The sequence below is a fragment of the uncultured Psychroserpens sp. genome, assembly GCF_947500255.1.
Taxonomy (GTDB): domain Bacteria; phylum Bacteroidota; class Bacteroidia; order Flavobacteriales; family Flavobacteriaceae; genus Psychroserpens.
In genome coordinates this window covers 245638-265162 of sequence record NZ_CANMRL010000005.1, presented here as the reverse complement: position 1 = coordinate 265162, position 19525 = coordinate 245638, and the positions used below count along the sequence as shown (strand labels likewise).

At 31.8% G+C, this 19525-nt stretch carries 19 protein-coding genes; 13 read left to right on the top strand and 6 right to left on the bottom strand.

Annotated features, from left to right (window positions below):
- The first annotated feature begins 6 nt into the window (after positions 1-6).
- From Q0783_RS14845 to Q0783_RS14825, 5 genes are all read left to right on the top strand, one after another.
- Positions 7-315 (top strand): hypothetical protein, encoded by a 309-nt coding sequence (locus Q0783_RS14845; RefSeq protein ID WP_230935187.1) that lies wholly within the window; start codon positions 7-9, stop codon positions 313-315.
- Positions 316-355: 40 nt separating this feature from the next.
- Positions 356-607 carry a hypothetical protein gene (locus Q0783_RS14840; RefSeq protein ID WP_298896416.1) on the top strand — a complete coding sequence of 84 codons (252 nt, stop codon included), beginning with the start codon at positions 356-358 and terminating at the stop codon, positions 605-607.
- A gap of 1 nt (position 608) precedes the next feature.
- Positions 609-1022, top strand: a complete 414-nt coding sequence (locus Q0783_RS14835; RefSeq protein WP_298896414.1) for a VOC family protein — start codon at positions 609-611, stop codon at positions 1020-1022.
- Positions 1023-1920: 898 nt separating this feature from the next.
- Positions 1921-3090, top strand: a complete 1170-nt coding sequence (locus Q0783_RS14830) for a hypothetical protein (protein WP_298896412.1) — start codon at positions 1921-1923, stop codon at positions 3088-3090.
- Complete coding sequence (locus tag Q0783_RS14825; RefSeq protein ID WP_298896410.1) at positions 3090-4949, top strand: hypothetical protein; 1860 nt, start codon at positions 3090-3092, stop codon at positions 4947-4949. The genes Q0783_RS14830 and Q0783_RS14825 overlap by 1 nt, the downstream gene beginning before the upstream one ends.
- 1020 nt (positions 4950-5969) lie before the next feature.
- Here the strand turns inward: Q0783_RS14825 and Q0783_RS14820 are convergent.
- A complete protein-coding gene (locus Q0783_RS14820; RefSeq protein WP_298896408.1) occupies positions 5970-6617 on the bottom strand; it encodes a class I SAM-dependent methyltransferase in 648 nt (215 codons plus the stop codon).
- Positions 6618-6816: 199 nt separating this feature from the next.
- On the opposite strand from Q0783_RS14820, the gene Q0783_RS14815 reads away from it, so the two are divergent.
- Together Q0783_RS14815 and Q0783_RS14810 are read left to right on the top strand one after the other, a co-directional pair.
- Positions 6817-7089: a hypothetical protein gene (locus Q0783_RS14815; protein ID WP_298896406.1), complete on the top strand. Its 273-nt coding sequence runs from the start codon at positions 6817-6819 to the stop codon at positions 7087-7089.
- Between the two features lie 87 nt (positions 7090-7176).
- Positions 7177-8163, top strand: coding sequence for a lipase family protein (locus tag Q0783_RS14810; protein ID WP_298896404.1), 987 nt, complete (start codon positions 7177-7179; stop codon positions 8161-8163).
- Positions 8164-8170: 7 nt separating this feature from the next.
- Here the strand turns inward: Q0783_RS14810 and Q0783_RS14805 are convergent, their stop codons facing one another.
- The 3 genes from Q0783_RS14805 to Q0783_RS14795 all read right to left on the bottom strand — a co-directional run bounded on the left by Q0783_RS14805 (position 8171) and on the right by Q0783_RS14795 (position 13210).
- Positions 8171-9826, bottom strand: coding sequence for a hypothetical protein (locus Q0783_RS14805; protein WP_298896402.1), 1656 nt, complete (start codon positions 9824-9826; stop codon positions 8171-8173).
- A 72-nt stretch (positions 9827-9898) separates the two neighbouring features.
- Positions 9899-10621 carry a DUF6090 family protein gene (locus Q0783_RS14800; RefSeq protein ID WP_298896400.1) on the bottom strand — a complete coding sequence of 241 codons (723 nt, stop codon included), beginning with the start codon at positions 10619-10621 and terminating at the stop codon, positions 9899-9901.
- Between the two features lie 114 nt (positions 10622-10735).
- A complete protein-coding gene (locus Q0783_RS14795) occupies positions 10736-13210 on the bottom strand; it encodes a zinc-dependent metalloprotease (RefSeq protein ID WP_298896398.1) in 2475 nt (824 codons plus the stop codon).
- A gap of 196 nt (positions 13211-13406) precedes the next feature.
- Between Q0783_RS14795 and Q0783_RS14790 the strand changes: the two genes are divergently transcribed.
- From Q0783_RS14790 to Q0783_RS14780, 3 genes are all read left to right on the top strand, one after another.
- Positions 13407-14234 carry an OmpA family protein gene (locus Q0783_RS14790; RefSeq protein ID WP_298896396.1) on the top strand — a complete coding sequence of 276 codons (828 nt, stop codon included), beginning with the start codon at positions 13407-13409 and terminating at the stop codon, positions 14232-14234.
- Positions 14235-14402: 168 nt separating this feature from the next.
- Positions 14403-14696: a DUF3817 domain-containing protein gene (locus tag Q0783_RS14785; protein ID WP_298896394.1), complete on the top strand. Its 294-nt coding sequence runs from the start codon at positions 14403-14405 to the stop codon at positions 14694-14696.
- Entirely contained in the window at positions 14693-15931 is a 1239-nt protein-coding gene (locus tag Q0783_RS14780) for a mechanosensitive ion channel domain-containing protein (protein ID WP_298896392.1), read from the top strand. The genes Q0783_RS14785 and Q0783_RS14780 overlap by 4 nt, the downstream gene beginning before the upstream one ends.
- On the opposite strand, the gene Q0783_RS14775 is transcribed toward Q0783_RS14780, so the two are convergent.
- Positions 15932-16321 carry a hotdog domain-containing protein gene (locus Q0783_RS14775; protein ID WP_298896390.1) on the bottom strand — a complete coding sequence of 130 codons (390 nt, stop codon included), beginning with the start codon at positions 16319-16321 and terminating at the stop codon, positions 15932-15934.
- Positions 16322-16451: 130 nt separating this feature from the next.
- On the opposite strand from Q0783_RS14775, the gene Q0783_RS14770 reads away from it, so the two are divergent.
- Positions 16452-17066, top strand: coding sequence for an intradiol ring-cleavage dioxygenase (locus Q0783_RS14770; protein ID WP_298896388.1), 615 nt, complete (start codon positions 16452-16454; stop codon positions 17064-17066).
- Positions 17067-17069: 3 nt separating this feature from the next.
- On the opposite strand, the gene Q0783_RS14765 is transcribed toward Q0783_RS14770, so the two are convergent.
- The gene (locus Q0783_RS14765) at positions 17070-17954 is read right to left on the bottom strand and encodes a DUF72 domain-containing protein (RefSeq protein ID WP_298896386.1); all 885 of its coding nucleotides are present in this window, start codon (positions 17952-17954) and stop codon (positions 17070-17072) included.
- Between the two features lie 95 nt (positions 17955-18049).
- Here Q0783_RS14765 and Q0783_RS14760 point away from each other — a divergent pair, with 95 nt between their 5' ends.
- Entirely contained in the window at positions 18050-18655 is a 606-nt protein-coding gene (locus Q0783_RS14760; RefSeq protein ID WP_298896384.1) for a TetR/AcrR family transcriptional regulator, read from the top strand.
- A 53-nt stretch (positions 18656-18708) separates the two neighbouring features.
- The gene (locus tag Q0783_RS14755) at positions 18709-19458 is read left to right on the top strand and encodes a glucose 1-dehydrogenase (RefSeq protein ID WP_298896382.1); all 750 of its coding nucleotides are present in this window, start codon (positions 18709-18711) and stop codon (positions 19456-19458) included.
- The last annotated feature ends 67 nt before the right edge of the window (positions 19459-19525 follow it).

Here is a 19525-nt window from a genome sequence, read left to right as displayed (position 1 = left end):
AAACAAATGATTCGCAAAATTGTAGATTACCAAAAACTGAATGAAGATATTTTAAATCTTCTGATAGAAAAATTCCCTGAAGGATATGCTGACAAAGACATAATAGCCTTTAGAAATGCCCAAAATGAATATATTGAAGCGGTTGAAGTAAGAACTGAAGATACTGTCTATTTAATAAAAGTTGGAAAACGATTAGTTCAAGCTATGGAAGAGCATGAAGAAGAACTAGAGGTCGATAATGACGATGAGGATGATAATGATTCTATTAATGATAATATAGATATTGATGCTTTAAATGAAGAGGATTTAGAATAATCTATGAAAATTAAAAACCATAATTATAAACTAAGTAGTTATGAAACCAATGTATGAAACAGTAATTTTTAAATCTTATGAAAACGGATTCTATACGTTTACTTTTGATAATGGTGTAGATATGGATTTTGAAGAGATACATCCTCAAATATTAATGAGGTTTGATTTAAAAAATGATAAAAGTCTGCTAAACAAAGTATTTCATATAGCTTACTCTGAAGATATTGTTGATGATGAAGATGACTTTATTATATATAGAATAGAATATTTAGAACGAATTAACGCAAATTAATATGGATAATTTATTTCACCTTTCATTGCCTTGTATAAATTTGGTTGAAACTAAAATGTTTTATGTAGATACAGTAGGAGCTACTTTAGGAAGATATTCTAATAATTGGGTAGATATTAATTTATTTGGACATCAAATAACGTTTACTCAAGCAGGTAAATTTAATTTTAATTGTCCTAATTATGTATTCGAGGGAAAAACTTTGCCTTCTTTTCATTTTGGAATTATATTAAATGTTGAAGAATGGGGGAAAATGTATACAAAACTGAATAACCTCAATTTAGAATTAGTAACACAAACAACGTTTTTGAAAAATAAATCTGGAGAACATTTGTCATTCTTTGTTAAAGACCCAAATGGCTATATGTTGGAGTTTAAAAGTTTTAAGGAACCAAAACATGTTTTTGATCTATAATTAATTCGATTAGAAGATTAATTATTATGTAAAATAGAGTCTCTATGTTTAAACTTGGCCTCATAAAATTTTAGATCATTGTCGTTTAATATATTAAATAGGTATTATAATTTTTGCACAAATGTTCAAATACGCTAAAATTTTAATACTGTGAGAATCGCTTAAAAAATAATTCCTTGATCATTGTACAGAATATTCAAATTAACTGAACCTTGTATCAAAATATAATGATTCACAGGATCATCATATTTTGATAGTATGTCAAATACCTCATAAATGAGCTATTACGTAAATTGTATTAAATGTACTATAATGTTCTGCGTTATGTAACTTGAGCTTTGGTAAAAAGCGAAAGCTCATTACATCATTTTCTCTATTTTTTTCTAGACAAAAGTTTCTCTACGATGTGAATGAAACCGCTTTTGCGGTTCACGAGCTCTTATTTATCAAAACAAGAGAGGAGCGAGTAAACACTCTTTTTACGAAACGACGATAGGAGAGAAGTGGAATGTGTGTGGAATGGCTACTTTGTTAATTTTATTTTATTTGAAAAGCGCGATTAAGGAACTATCTCGCTTATTTAGGATAAAACATATTGCAGATATTGAGATTGTCTGTTAAACTATATAAAAACACTTTAACAGCAAACGTTTTTAACACATACTAAGTTGTTGAAAATGTATACCACCATGAAAAAATGATTTTTTTAATATAGCTACTCTTAATATAATTTTTTCAATAATTAAATTAAGAATACTAATAATAAAATTTGCGATAAAATCATTAATACTTTCCATGCACAAATTTAATAAAACTATTTAATAATATGATTTTATGAGGTTTTCAATAATACTTGATTGTTAATATTTTGTATATTTAAAATTCAACATAATTATGAATGTCTACACTATTAAATAAGTTTGATGATACTATTAAAAAAGAGCATAAAGATATTTATGATATACTAAAACGAAAAAATTTACTCCTTATATACATTAAAAAAAAGATAACCACAGCTAGATGGTATCATTTTTTATTATCTCTTTTAATTCTTTGTGCCATTAATGTGATTTTCTCTTTTAACTATGAGTCAATACCTATTCTTAAGTATTTCAATTTTATAAAAATTGATAATAATTATATTGAAAGAGTTTTACACGAATACACGCTATATATTGGAACATTTATTTCAATTACTTTAATCGCGACAACATTTTTATTCAATTTTCTTAAGGAAATAATGGATACTAATATTAAACTAATTGTTCGTTATGTAAACTATGAATCTGTAGCATATTATGGATTTAGCCTTGTAATTTGTTTTGTTCTTCAAAAGCTATTGAGTCTTACTTTGTCTATTAATGCATTAAAAAATCTATTGGTTTTAGATTTTTATTTAGTCGTCATTTTTATATTATCATTAATAAGGCTCTATGCCAGAGTATTTGAAATAATTAAACCAACAAAACTAAAAGAGATTTATGTTAATGATACTCGGAAGATTTTTGCCCTAAACATATTTCAAGAATTATATAAAATAAAAAGCGAGAAAATATTTAAAGACACACTTATTAAAAATGGTTATAGTGAAACAAGTAATGACAATTACTTTTTTGGTGATGAAAAGGATGAAAACATCAACTATTTGTTTAATAGAAAAAAAGGATTTTATTTAAAAGATGTCAATTTTGAAAAGCTTTTAAGAAGAACAAAAAAGTTTAAAATAAAAAAATTCGTACCAGTTCATTTTGAGCAGAAGTTTTATGAGCAAAACGATTATTTACTATTAGGTTTTGAAAATGACAATAAAAAATTTAAAGAAAATAAGTTTTGGAAGTTCTTTAAAATATCTACAAAAAATATTCACGAGTACTTGATTCTTAAATCCTATAAGTTTACCAAAAAAAATACTGACAAATCAATTGCAAATGAACAAATGAATGAAAAATTGGAATTTATTTTTGATGAACTAAATGATAGTGTTTATAAGAGAAATCACAAAAGCCTTAAAAAAGTATTAAACGATTTTGATGCAATATTAGATTTATACACAGAAAATTTTGAATAATGTTTTTAGGACAAAGCTATAATAAACACACCTCAAAATTGTACTTACCAAATGTAGTAAGTGCCCTTTTGTTTTCGTTAAGAGATTCTTCTCGTTTAGACAATGAAGAAATATTTAGAAAGCTTGTTTTATTTATAAGAAGCAAAGTTTATAAATCTAAAAGAGATGGAAGTCTATCAGCTTTTAAAGAATTAATTATAATATCTGTAAAGGTATATCCATATCTAAATCAAAAATACAGAGCGAATCTAATAGATTTAATCGCTATTAACTTCAGAGAAAATATAACCACTTCTATTACTATTATAAAGAGTATTGATAATAGCGATGATATTGATAAGCAAAGAGAATTTTGCGAAATTAGTTATTGGGCTACAGTACAACTATTAAAAAAAACTATTGAATTTAAGGACAATGGAAATTTCGCAAGCCTTTTTAATGAATTAAACCAAATTACTAGTTGGTTTGATTTAAGAGAATCAAAAACAGGTTTGCAAGAAAATATTACAGAAGAAATACGCTTTATGCATCGAAGCCTCTATTTGATTACTTATTCTTGGTTAATTTTTTGTTACGCAAACAATAAAATTTCTTTAAGTGAAATTGAAAGTTTTAATTTAAATGATAACATTTTAAATGAATTTCATTTTAGAGATGATATAGAGTTATTCGAATTATTTATAAAATTAAAATCTAGGTCATTTCATAGTTTTCTTGAAATAGATGATTGGGAACTAGAAGAGCATAAACCAGGAAAAGCATATATGGCGCTTTCAAGTCGTGATTGGCTAAATTTTGGTTTTACAATTTTACTTTTAAATAGTAGAAAACTTGTTTTTTCAAGATTTGGTAGAGAAATTGAACCTAACGAATCATTATCGTATTTAATAAATGATATTAAACCTATTCTTGAGAGTATTGAAAAAAGGTTGACACCTTTTTGGTCTGAAATTTTATACAATGGTGTAGCTGAAGATAAAGTTATCGAAGAGTTTAATATTAGCAAAGAAAATATTCTTGATTTTCTTCAAGAAATTAAGAAAAAGCAGGAATTACAACAATATAAAAATATTATAGAGCAACCAATATCAGCTGAAAAAGTTGAAGAGTTCCAAAAAAATGTTTTGAAGAACTGGAATAACAACAATATAATACCTGAATTATTAAAGCAATATAATAGTGTTGAATACTTACCAAATAAGGAGGAAATAAAAGGTTTCGGGTATTTCAATTTATATAATAAAATGAAATCAATGTTTACTGATAAAGGAAATAACTTTGTTTATGGAGTAAGTGATGTTGGAGCAAGATTAGCTAGAGATATTGAAAGACAATTTTATTCTACTCTTAAATTCCATAAAGACTTTATAGAAGTAAAAGACCTAAAAAATAAAGTTGATGAATTTATTAGTAAAATCGAAGATTCATCTAAATATGTAATACTTACTGATTGGAGAGGGTTAGATTTATTAAATAAGGATAGAGAAGTTGAATACCTACAAGAATCAACTAATAAATTTACTTATGCAAAGTATAAGGATATTTCTGTTGTAAATAAGTCTTTAGTCTTTCCTAATACATTACTTATAATTGATATTGAGAATAGTGTTGATTACATTATTTATCAAGATGACAACTGGTTTGATAAAGAATTATTAATTGATGTAAAAGAGCTAACACAGGATGTCATTGATAGTGAATTAGAAAAGTATGAGGAGAAATGGAAAATAAATGACGAATACGAGGTAACAATAGAAGAAGCTGAACTATTAATAAAAAGTTCTATTTTAATTAAAGTTCTTTTTAAAAGCGAAATGAAAGTAAAAAATTCAGATTATTATGCTTTCTTTAAATTTTAATTGGTTCTCAATTGACCTCATAAAATTTTGGTTAAAACAATAGGAGAGAGGAACGTCTATATTTTAGGCTATACGAATGCAATTATCCTGTGGATGATTGTATTTGGATACATCACATTTATAACAAAATAAACTTCTAAGTGTATTTAACTAAAAATGTCTACTAGACATTTTCTTAACGTCAAATAGTCTAAAATATAGTGTAACGAAACGTAATTGTTTCCAAAATTATATACTATTTGAGATATTGATTGAGTATCAATGTCTAGAATACCTAACTTGATTTTTTTGTTTCTTTTTTTATCAAGAAAAAAAGATTTAATAAAAACTTAAGTAGTTCTAAACTTTCAAATTCTATTTTACATAATATTAATAGCTCCAAAAAAAAGTTTAAATAATAGCGAGAATAGAATAAGTGCTTAGAATTTTATTTTTTTAAAATTTAAGCTCTTATGGCAAGTTGACGAGAAATGTGAAGCATTCTTGAGGACAATAATTTAAAATAGAAATGCTCCGAAAAATCGCGTAGAAAAAAATATAACGCACAAATACTCAAATACGCTAAATTTTTAATAACAATTAAAAGCTAGCTTTTTAAATGCGCTTAGCGTATAAAATAAATTACAATAGTAATTTGATTTTATCAAAGCAATCGAGCGTTTGGCAGCGGATATTTTACATAACGTCAAATTATAGATACATTTTATTTCTACATATGCTAATCGCTGACAATCGTTTAAAAAATAAATTCTTGATAATTGTTCAGAATATTAAAGTTTACGAGAAGCTCTATTTTACATAGTATCATTATAGCTACATAGAGTTTTGCTTTGGTACAAATTACTTTTTACATAATCACTATCGATATAATTCGCATATGCGAAGTTATATCCGCAATTATGTAAAATACTGCGTATACAGTAATTTGTTATAAATGTACTATAATTTATATTATGTAAAATAAAAATAATAAAATCATCTAAGATACTTCCCTATATACGCTTGATCTAGCAAAAACAATTACTTCCCTTTCGTTGCAATTAACATCCAAATGACTTTGTCTGGATCATTCTCCCAATCACCTAGATCGTTGTTTTGGTATCGGATTTTAAATCCTGCTTTATTTAACTCTTTCTCAACATACTCAGGTCCTAAACTATGCGCATCTGTTTGCTCATCTCGAGATTTGCCTACAATACGTGACTTGAGTTTTTCTATAATCACAATCTGGCCACCAGGCTTTAATGACTTTTTCACATGTTTTAGAATCTCCATATAATCGGTCATTTCATGGTACGTGTCCATAATAATAACCGTGTCTAATCGTCCTCTGGGAAGATTCGGATTGTCATAATCACCAACTATGGTTTTAATATGATCTAGTTTCCGTTCTTTAGCTATTGTTTTTAAAGTCTCTAAGCGATCTGTACGAAGATCGACCGCATACACCTTTCCGTCTTTTTCAACCTTTTTGGCCAATCGTACGCTTAAATACCCTTCATGGCAACCAATATCTGCAACATGATCGCCTTTGTCTATACCAATAGCCGTAAATATGGTGTCTAGAGCCATCCATGTATCACGTTCTTTCCAATCCATTTCTTTATATTGAGAAAAACCTTGGATTGGATAAACGCTTAATAATAAGCATATTACAAAAAATCTCATACCTACAAGTTAAAAAACAAATACATGTTGGAGATGTTAATTAACATCAATTTATAACATTATGAAGTCATTCAACGGTAAAATCTAACATATGCATTTCGGTTGGCGATTTTATGGGTTGTTTAACCCTTAATTGCATCAAAACTGTTCTTTCGGTAGTAAATTAGAGTATCCCTCAAAACTATTAAAATCTACTATTATGGACGAAAATTTAGCCTTATTCAATCAGATCAATAGTTTGTCGTATTGGTTATTAAAAGAAAGTGATTTCAAAAGCTCTGTTACCTTTGATGCGAGTGACGATAGCTACTTTATTTCCATTAAGAAAGGTGTCGAATCTATCTATAAACATCATGTGGAAGATTTTAGTCGTAAAGATGGTCGCCTTTTAAAATTCGAGTTGTCCTCTATTGTCAATCATTTGCTGCAAATTAAAGCATCTGTGCATGCCGATCAAAGACGGACTGCTTAGTATTTCGGGATTTTAAAACCACGTAATTCTACTGGCCTGTATCTCATATTCTGAAATTATCTTTGGATAAATAAAAATATCAGACTTATGGCAACTATAGATCATTGCAGATTATTATGTGCTTCTGCTTCAGCTTATCTTATCGAAACCTCATTTCCAAATGGTGTCTATCGTAAAGATCTAAGACCGAAACCAACTAAAAATCCAGATAATCATAATACAATCAATCAGTATAATGCAATTAAATTATTGAGCGATCCTTTTGTTGTCGTGGCTTCTCCTTTAAAACCTAATGAGTTTCTAAAGATTGAAGCTTGCTTTATCGGTGAAACAGCCGAAGGTATTATCATTTCATTTAGAGGAACCTTGCCGCCTATCCCTCCAACCGCTCAGTCTATAGCTGATTGGATTCAAAATATATTCTACGCCAATACAGTGCCTTACATTACTGGATATCCTGGAAAAGTTCATGAAGGTTTTCTCGATGCTTTATTATCTTTGGAAACCGGAATCTTGTATGCTTTAAGTCAGTTCGATCCTCGTAAGGAAAAACCCATTTATTTAACTGGGCACAGTAAAGGTGGAGCTATGGCTCCTATTGCTGCGCTATATTTTAAAAATAAAAACTTATTTACTGCCAATCATGTCGTGACTTTCGCTGGACCAAAACCTGGAGATGCTGTCTTCGCTTCTAATTATGATGTGGCATTTCCTAATAGTACTAATTTTGAAAACTACTTAGATCTTGTGCCGTTTTTAGCACCTGGAAAAGCTTTTATCGAGCTTCTTGAGAAATTTCCGTTGCTTCCAGAGATTATAAAAGAATTATTAGAGAAGGCTGCACAATGGGATTATGAACCTGTAGGTACCAAAAACGTTCAGTTTATAAATAAACATGGTGTTATTGACAACAGTTTCCCTGCCTCCAACCCTATACTCCGATTTGGTGAAATCTTATTAGAACTCACAAAAGGAAAACAAGGACTCATCAAAGTTGGTGATGCGCATCATGTAAGCTGTGGATATCGCTATATGAAAGGCGTTTGTGGTTCTAGTAATGTCTGTACATTCTAGTTCTTGACTACTGTTTTTTTAGCGCTTCTATCCTACTTTTAGCAACTGTTGCTAAAGAGCCTTTTGGGTCTAAATCTATGATTTTCTTATAGCTCTCTATGGCTTTATCAGTCAGTTTTAACTGCTCTTGCACATTAGCCAAACTGTATATAGCGCTTACCGATTCAGGATATAAGTCGGCCACTAATTCCAAGACGAAATGTCCGGCTTGCAGATTTCCGCTTTGAACCAATCGATTGCCTGCTTTGCTAAACTCATTTTCAAAATCATAATAACGATATTGAGGATTCTTTGCAATTTTTGCACCATCAGACTTCACTTGGTCATACTTACCTTCGGTAAATAACTGGGTTAAGTGTGCCATCGGATCTAAAATAAAATCACCATCATTTTTAAAATTCATAGCTGCATGCACTATTGGATCTTCATTATTGATATAATCGTCAAAACTCATATCTACAGCAATGTGTGGTAAGGTTGCATCACGATTTTCCCATTGTGGTTTGTCTTGCCACCATGCATGTGACAAATACGCTGTAATTTTAGAGTTTGGGAGCCTTTCGGGTCTGTTATCACCTAGAAAATTAACGTTTTCGGCCGTGGGCTCACCTACCAAAATCGCTTCGGTGTAGTTTGTAATCTCATTGGTAAGGTTTTGACATGCCGAAAATGTATTTCGTCCAATTATATAAAAGAAATGTCCTTTCTTATTAATGTTTGGTCGTGCCATTAATCCCTTAATCAAATGCACATTGTTATAGTTATTTCCGCCGCCATTTAAACGTACGTCATAAATGAGCTTTTCTACATCATTACTATCGATAAATTCAAATAGCCGATTGTAAAAATCTTTTAGGGTTTCAGATTTGTGATTAACCACAGTACTCTGACGCACATATAACGTTTTACTATCTTTTAGATACTCAAAAAAGAAGTATTTATCATTTAAATGTTTGAGATACAATGGTGTTTTATCCATTGCTCTTGAACTTATCCATGTGTCATTTGGTATCGTATATAAATAGCCTCTTGACAACTCCTTTAAGCCAATCTTCGGAAATGTATACTCAAATACGTTTCCGTCTTTTTCGAGTGTTAATGTAATCGTATCTGATAATTCTGGTATCACACGTTGCGTATGTAACACATCTGGAACGGTTAAGAATCGTAAGCCATAGCCTTTAAAATAGTAGTCATTTTCGGCAGGAACTACTGGACGTATTAAGGTCAAAGCCTCTTCAACTGGCATACCTCCTACTTTTAATACTTTGGCTCCCAAAGTTTTTTCGTGTGCTTTTTGAACGCCTTCAATGTAAATTCCATCGTTAAAATGATAAAGATTTACAGGAAGCACACCGTTTTTCGCCAGTGTACTAAACGTAATTTGTGTATGTCCATATAAGAATGAAGAAACAATCCTAGCAAAAGCAACAGGAACTTCATGGGCTTCTAAGGATGGAATCTCGTTGTATAATTGTTCCACAGCGGCATCGAAGTCTTTGGCTGTTATCTTTTTAAATAAAATTGGATATTCCTTGTGAATGATGTTTTGCAGATATCTAAGATCTTCTTGCCATTCTGCTGAAGATAATCCGTTTTGAGCATTGAGACTCATACTCATGACAAGTATGATACTAGTGATAAAATGAAATAGTGTTTTCATGTTCTGATGTTGATTTGATTGATATAATTATAAGAGCCTAAAACCAGAATGTTGTTACACTTCAATGGGCTTTTATTCTTCCAATCGTTTATTGAGCATTTCCAAAGTTTCCTTATTGTACTTCTGAAGTCCTTTTAACATAGGTTCTAAATTTCCGTAGATTAATGTAGAATGTATCGCTAATCGCGCTCTATAATTATCACTCAAGAAATAAGTGAGCATATCTGGATTGGATATTTTACCCATTAGTAAATCTGCAATCCAAGGCTCATTCTCCTTGAAATACAGTAAGTTATTGTCGATGTCATCTCCTATCCTTTCATTAGTTTCAACTAATAAATTATCAAAAGCTCTATAGTTGGTCAATATTCTAGAAATAAGCGTATCCTGTTCTGTTTCATTATCATTGACATAGTTTTCCAACAGGTTAATCCCTTTCTTCTGAAGTTTAAATGGCGAATACGATAATACGAGTCCGAAACCTTCTAAATTCTTTTGATAGGTTTGAGCCGTTACGGTATCACTGAGAAATAGTTTAAAGAATTCTTTTCTATCATCAACATATTTTAAGACTTGACCAACGACTAAAGTATCCTGTTCCAAATCTTGTTGATAGACTTGCAGATAGCTTTGAAGTTTCTTCTGGGCGTTACGCTCTTGGTTTTTATTATTAATATTTACGGCAATCAAAATGCCAATAACGACTAAGATAATCTCACCAATACCATAAGTGAGATATTTAAAAATGCCTTTTTTAGATAATGCTGCCATACGTTTAGTGTTAAAAATACTCATGAGATGTCTTTAAAAACTTTGCTCCATAAATATAGTTGAATGTTCCGACAATAAAAAAGCACCTTTCTGAAGTGATTCAAAAAAGGTGCTTTATTAAGAGTTAAGACGCCTACTCTACTTAGGATCTAAAATATCTTCGATACGTTTTACAATATCTCTATAATGGTACTTGGTTACTAAATTCACGCCTCTATTTCCTGCTGCTGCAACCTGACGCTTTAAGGTATTTAATTCACCACGTACTAAAGCTCGAATATCAGATTGCGATACATTAAAAGACTTTGAACTAAATCGAGGATCCATATCTTCAGTCATTAAATACGCCATACGATCTACATAAGCACGTTGCAAGTTACGACGATATACATTTACATTTTTTGTCACGTTAGCTTCACTCCAAATGCCTTTTCTTAGATCTTGCATCATCGATAAGGCACTATAATTTGTTGGATCAAGTGTTTCATGATCAATAAGACGACCCAATCGATCAAAACTCAATAAACCATTTACATACCTGCTTTGTAAACGACGTAAACGCTCTGTATATCCAGCATAATCAATATTTTGTAACATGGTTTTATCTACCAACCATGTAGGTGTAGCAAAGGCATTTTTGTGCAACCATTGCATCGACTCTTGTTGTTTTGCCTTCGGAACGGCTTTGTAAGCAATACCGCCTTGTCTTGGTGTAATAAGGTTCTCCTCTACACCACCTACGTTGCTTAATACATGTCCGATATAACGATTATAGCAACCCAATAATTCACCATATAACTCTTGTAAGTCATCATAATTATTGGTTTGACTACTCGTCCATTGTGGCAAGTTTTCAGAAACATACTTCAAATTCTTTAAGGCATAGTCCGAAGCCTTGATGGCATCGTTTCCAATATCTTCTGTTTGAGATGTAGGGTCAAATCGGCTACTTTGTCTTCCGTATACATATCTAGGATCACCAGCTTTTTCCATGATCCATTTATCCAACATATTGCGTTCGGCTTCTGGAGAACTTGCACCAGGAATCATACGATAACCCCAATTTATAGCGTAGTTGTCATAAGGACCAATTTGACGAATAAATCGAACATTTTGATCTCCAGGTTGTGCGATATAATTATAACGAGCATAGTCCATAATTGTTGAAGCAATACCAAACTCTTGTGTGAAAGCTCCATTTCTATAACTCTCAACATCATAAGCTTTACTAGCACTCATATTATGTGGTAATCCAAGTGCATGACCTACCTCATGAGCAATCACCATTTTCATCATCTCACCTATTTCCTCCGCAGGTGTATCTAAGGTTCTCGCCGAAGGATTTGCAGCTCCTGTCTCTAATAAATAACGGTTTCTGTACGAGCGTAAATGGTTGTGATACCAAATGATATCACTTTCTATGATCTCACCACTTCTTGGATCAGACACACTTGGTCCAACTGCATTTCGTGTTTCACTAGCCACATAACGTACAACAGAGTAGCGTATATCTTCCGGACTGAAATCTGGATCTTCCTCTTTTGTTGGTGGATATTTTGCAATTATGGCATTTTTAAAACCTGCCTGCTCAAATGGACCTTGCCATAATTCAATACCTTCCTTGATATATTTTCTAAGACTCTCAGGCGTCGCTGGATCTAAGTAATATACAATTGGCTTCACTGGCTCAACAAGTTCTCCTCTGGCGTATGCTGAAGGGTCTTTTGGTTCTAATCGCCATCTGCGAATGTAAGTTTTGGTGTCTGCTTTTAATTTCTCACTCCCATAATCGACCTGACTAAATGTAAACCAACCTACACGATCATCGGCAAAACGAGGTTGCATTGGCTCTTCAGGCAATAAAATCATAGATTGATTCATTTGTAAGCTAATGGTCTCTGCCGAGCGTGCCGAAGGTGGCTGTGACGCATTATAAGTCATATCTTGTACGACTTCTATATTCTGCGGAAAGCTCTTCATTGAATTAATGAAACTACGTGAGCCATCTAGATTCCTGACTTTATAGGTAGTACGCAATCGTCCAGGCAAACCACTAATGGCTTTAACATCACTACTGTAAAACTTAGTAACATCGACGACAACTGCTGATGAATCCTTACTAAATGCTGCAATATCAAACGCATATAAAGTAGGCTCGTAGTTATTTGACTTAACAGAAATACTGATAGGCAGTTCTTCGTCTGCTACCGAATTATACGACCGTTCTTTTATTAATATCTTTTTATCAAAACGTTCCCATGCGACTAAACGTTCTCCAGTTTTCGATCCTGCGTTAATATAACCACCTCCTAAGTTAGCTGGCAGCTTCGCGATTCTACTTACTAGAAGCATATCTTTTCCGAGGTGTACATTTGGTATTTCAAAGAAGTACTTCTCCCCTACTTTATGAACTTTGAATAAGCCGTCATCAGTTACGGCATCTTTGGTGATGACCTGATCATAAGGCTTAATCTTTCCGTTGTTCTTCTTCGGAGCTGGTTTAGCGACTTCTGTTTTTTGATTCTTTTTCTTTTTTCTTTTGGACTGTGCTTGGTGTGACATTGGCATTAAACAAAAGAGTAATGTCAATGTAAAAAGCAATACGTTTTTCATAATTGGATAGTTTCGTGTGATTATGCCTTAAAATTAATCAAAGTAAGTCAGGATGTGAATGGATTTCACAAAATTTTAAGGGCTCATATTTCAGTAGTTAACAATTAATGGTTAATAAATAATCTGTGGTAGAAAAGTCCGTAATCGGTTTTACTTCGTAGATATACACATAACCAAAAACTTAAACATAACAATTATGAAACGAATTTCAGTAATAGTACTGTCAGCTTTATTTTTAACCGCTTGTGTTTCTAAGAAGAAATACCTCGCTTTAGAGCAAGATAACGGAGAATTAAAAAGCGAATTGACTAAAACTAAAGTCGAAAAAGAAGAATTAGAGATGCAATTTGAAAAAATTCAAAGACGTGTAGATAGCTATAATTCTAAAATAAATGAACTCACTCAAGATAACGACGCCAAATTAGTTTCGGTAGACGGTGTAGTTGTTTCCAAAAACCAAAAAGAAGCGATGCGCGAGTCATTAAGAAATGTGCCTCCTGCTTACATGGCAACAGCAAAGACATTAAAAGATTCTATGAATCTTGCCTTACAATTCAATCTTAAGCAATCGATGGATAACATTGAAGAGGACGAGGATATTGCTGTTAATATTGAAGAGACTGTAGTAATGATATCAATTTCGGACAAAATGCTATTCAATTCTGGAAGCTATAAAGTGAGTAACAAAGCCAATGATATCTTACAAAAAATCGCCAATGTCATTAACTCTGAAGAAAGCTTAGACGTTATGGTCGAAGGACATACTGATAACAAGTTAATGAAAAACAGTGCTGCTGTAAAAGACAACTGGGATTTAAGTGTACTTAGAGCGACATCTGTTGTTAAAAAATTACAGAATGATTACGACGTGGCACCAGAGCAATTAATTGCTGCAGGACGTAGCTTTTATCAGCCATTAACAGACAATGAGACTAAAGAAAATAGAGCCAAAAACCGTAGAACACGTATCGTAATTTTACCAAATATCGATAAGTTTTTTGCAATGATGGCTTCAAACGAATAATTACTTGACCTATAAAATTATGGTTAATTGATCCATGAAAAGACTGTTGTTTTCCAGCAACAGTCTTTTTTTTGTCTTCACTTCAAATGTAAAATAATATGAAAAAAACAGCTAAATATTGAGGCTATTCATATCACATGAGGTAATTTTGCAACAAATTTAAATGCAATGTTATCTTTATTAAATAGCTTCAGAATTATAGCCCTTTTAGAAGGAGTGTCTTACATTTTATTATTATTTATAGCAACGCCAATCAAGTATTTAGGTGATGACCCAATGTATGTAAAATTACTCGGCATGCCTCACGGAATTCTATTTCTAGCTTACATCGTTTTGGCTATAATGGTTGGCCAAGACCTTAAATGGAAAACAAGAACATTGTTAATTGTATTGGTGGCCTCTATCATTCCTTTTGGAACATTTTATATTGAAAAAAAATATCTGAAAAATAAAGCGCTATGATGGATATTCGACACTTCATCTATGATTATTTAATCTCTATTGGATTAAATGACACATCTGCAAAGTATGTAAATATGCTTGTGCTTAGTATCTCTTTATTGATTGTATTATTCATCATTGATTATATTATTAGAAAGGTTCTTGTAAATGCGTTTAATGCTTTTGCTGCAAGATCTAAAACTAACTTTGATAACATTCTTGTAAAGAATAAGGTTCCTAGAAATATTGCACATATTATTCCTCTATTAATTGCTATTGAATTTATCCCTATCATTTTTTCAGATTTTGATTATCTAGAAACCATTATAGAGAAAGGTTCAAAAGTATTTGGAATCATACTTACACTATGGATTGCTAGAAGTGTTTTAAATACTATTAAAGATTATCTCAAAACATTAGATCGTTTTAAAGACAAACCCATTGATAGCTACATTCAAGTTTTCATGATTTTTGCATGGGTAATTGGTATATTTTCATCTTTTGCCATTATTAGTGGTATTTCATTTTGGAAGTTCGTGACGACTTTAGGAGCTGCCTCAGCAGTAATTATTTTAGTATTTAGAGATACTATTCTTGGTTTTGTTGCTAGTATTCAGGTATCGATAAATGATATGGTTCGCATTGGTGATTGGATTACTTTTGAAAAATATGGTGCAGATGGCGACGTTATCGAGATCAATTTGGCAACAGTGAAAGTTCAAAATTTTGATAAAACGATAACTACAATTCCAACTTATGCATTAATCTCTGATTCTTTTAAAAATTGGAGAGGTATGAGTCAGTCTGGTGGCAGACGTATTAAACGTTCTATTATTTTAAAGGCAACTAGCGTTAAATATTTAGATGACCAGTCGATAGAAAAATTGAAAAAAATAGAGTTGATCAGTGATTATTTAAATCATGGACAAACTGTTATAAGAGCATCTAATGAGGAAAAAAATGTGGATAAGTCTATACTCATTAACGGTAGAAATTTTACCAACATAGGCGTATTTAGAAAGTACATTCAAACCTATATTGAAAATCACTCAGCGATTAATAAAGACATGACAATTATGACGCGTCAATTAGCACCAACACCACAAGGATTGCCTTTAGAAATCTACTGTTTTAGTAGTGACAAACGTTGGGAAAATTATGAGTATATCATGTCAGATATCTTCGATCATGCTCTAGCTGCTGTCCCATATTTTGAATTAGAGGTTTATGAATTGACAACAGGAATAACAGCATAGTTACTCCTCTAACCTATCTTTTACAAACTCCACTTCAGTTTTACCATGAGGTGCTGGTTTTCCATCATCACCTAGGTTAACCATAATGATATTGTCTACAGTGAGTATGGTTTCTCTAGTCATTTTATTCCGAACCTCACATTTCATAGTTAAAGATGAGCGACCAAACTTAATAACTTCTATACCAATTTCTATAATATCACCTTGCTTGGCAGAAGCCATAAAGTTGATTTCAGACATATACTTTGTGACTATTTTTGAGTTTTCCAACTGAATGATCGTATATAAGGCTGCTTCTTCGTCGATCCATGCTAGTAGCTGTCCTCCAAATAAGGTATGGTTAGGGTTTAAGTCTTCAGGTTTTACCCATTTACGTGTGTGAAATCTCATACTTTTTTATGTAAAGATTGGCATTTATTGGCAAAACACATAATCTGTTGTTAATCTTTTTCTAAACTTTTCTTAATCAAACCTTCAAATATTGTGGGAATATTATTTTTATAAGGCTAAATCAATCAAAATGAAACATTTAATCACACTAGTAGTTTGCATAGTATTACTTGTAAGTGCTTGCGCTCAATCACAAAACACTGAAGTTGGAGGACCATGTCAAGGCTGTGAAGCTGTTAATGAATATGGACAAAGAACATTAAAATCTGTTGATACAATTTATGGTTTTGACACCATGCCGAATAAGATTAAGGTTAGTGGTACCGTTTATAAAAAAGATGCAAAAACATCAGCTAAGGATGTTATTTTATATGTGTATCACACCGATCAAAATGGTCGTTATCCAACAAATGCGTCATCAAAAGGCTGGGGAAAAGATCATGGCTATTTAAGAACATGGCTAAAGACAGATAAAAATGGGCGCTATGAGTTTTACACAACACGTCCAGCTTCATACCCAAACTCTACTGTGCCGCAACATATACACATAACAGTGAAAGAACAAGACATTAATGCCTATTACGTTGAGGATTTTTACTTTTCTGATGATCCAAATATTACATCAAACATTTTAAACAGAAAGAAGCCTAGAGGCGGATCAGGAGTTATAACATTAAAAGGTAATGGAGCGATTAAATCGGCTAACAGGGATATTATATTAGGATTGAATATTCCAAACTATTAGAGCCTAAAATAAGGTGCCATTGTCCTCATTTGGAACTTTTAAATCGTAACCTAGTTCTGCATTTAGCTTTTTAATAAAATAAGCAGATAATAATGGGGATTCTTTTTCAATGTTTTGATGAATAAAGAAATCTATTTCCTTTATACCTTGCGCTTTCCATTCCTTTAAACGAATAACCCAATCATCCAATCGCGTATAATCGCTTGCATGATTTGCACCAACATAACGTACAAAAGCCGTTGCATTTGTTAGTCTCATATGCATTAAATCTCGTCTTCCAGCAGTATCTACAATCACATTAGAAACAGTATTGCTCTCTAACAAATCATACAACTGATTTGCCACAGCTTCATCATTATACCAATTTGTATGTCTAAACTCAACGGCCAAATCTATTTCTTTGGGCCAGCTCTCAATAAAGTGCACTACTCTATTGAAATCTTTCGGCGCAAAATTAGAATGCATTTGTAAAAAAATAGTTCCAAGTTTTTCTTTGAGGTTGATGGCACTATCTAAGTAACTATCAACAACTGCACTTACTTCATTTAGACGTTTCCAATGACTAATTTCTTGATTTAATTTAGGAAAAAACTTAAATCCTTTAGGTGTTTTGTCATACCATTTTGAAAATTGTTCAGGCGGAAAAATGCGGTAGAACGTTGCATTGAGCTCTATAGAGTTAAACTGGTTTGAATAATAAACCAATTCATCTTTAGTTCCTCTAGGATAAAACCCTTTTAAATCGGCTCTATTCCATTTAGCACATCCAACATAGATCTCAGGAATATTATCATCTTTAAACTTGCTCAAAACTCCAGCTGTATCGATATGATCTTGAGGTAAACTAAGGTCTAAATCCTGAGGGTTCTCCACACTTCCAAATTTCATGTTACTGTTTTTATCAAAGATAATGCATTATCCAATTTTAAGAAATTTCAGTATAACAAAACTTTAACAGTTAGATAAAAAAATAATACTTAATTTTGAAACGTTCATTTCAAATAGATATGCCAAAAGTAGAAACCTTTAATAGAGATTTAGTTGTAGCGCAAGCCACAGAAGTGTTTCATGACAAAGGTTACAACGCGACCTCCATGCAAGATTTAGTTGATGCAACTGGTCTAAATAGATCAAGTATTTACAATTCTTTTGGATGCAAACTACATTTATATTTAGATTGTCTAAAAGCCTATCAGTATAAGTATCAAAAGAAAAATTCTAATGTGTTGTTGGATGCAAAAAATGCTATTGAAGCCATTGAATTATTATTCAATATGTATTTGGAAGAAATGATCAGTGATAGTAATGACAAAGGCTGTTTTATTACTAATTGTAAGTCTGAAATGGCTAATCATGATGACAAAATAACATCGTTTTTAAATCGAGACCAAAAAAACACTTTAGACTTTCTGGAAGATTTGGTTTCTAGAGGTCAAAATCAAGGTGACATTAATACTAATAAAATAGCGAGCGAATATGCATTGTATCTTTTTAGTTCTCTTCAGGGATTTAGAATGACTGGTATTTTGGTTCAAGATAAAGATCATTTAAAAGGTATTATTAAAACAATACTTCAAACATTAATTTAATTTTTTTTAACCCAATTTGAAACGATTGTTTCAAATAACAATAATTACATTTTATGAATACATTACAAAATAAAGTCGCCGTGATTACAGGTGCAAATAGCGGAATAGGTTTAGCAACAGCAAAACTTTATTTAAAAGAAGGAGCAAAAGTTGTTCTAGCAGGAAGACGAAAAGAAGCTCTTGAAGAGGTTGCTAAGGATTTGGATGGTGAATTTATAACTGTGGTTGCAGATGTAGCTAAACCATCAGATAATATAGATTTAATTCAAAAGGCCAAGAATACATACGGAAATATCGACATTCTTTTTCTAAATGCTGGAGTTGCACCACCTACTCCAACTACAGATATCACTGAAGCGCATTACGATGAAATATTTAACATCAATGTAAAAGGTCCAATATTAACTACTAAAGAAGCACTTCCTCATATAAATGATGGTGGAACTATTTTGTTTACTAGTTCTATAGTAAACCAAAAGGGATTTGACGGATTAGGGGTTTACTCTGCAAGTAAAGGTGCACTTAGATCTTTTGCCAGAGTACTTACTTCAGAAGTAAAATCAAGAGGAATTCGAGTAAATTCTATAGCACCAGGACCAATTAACACACCAATTTATGGGAAAATGGGATTGCCCGAAGATGTTGTTGAAGAGATGGGAAAAGGGTTTGCTCAACAAGTCCCTTTAGGTCGTTTTGGAACGTCTGAAGAGGTTGCCAAAACTGCATTATTCTTAGCTTCAGATGCCGCATCATATATTAATGGTATCGAACTTGAGGTTGATGGAGGTTTGAGCCAGATATAAATAAAATTGATAGATTGATTAGATTGGTTTCAAAAAGCGTAGTGTAATTGTAACATTGCGCTTTTTG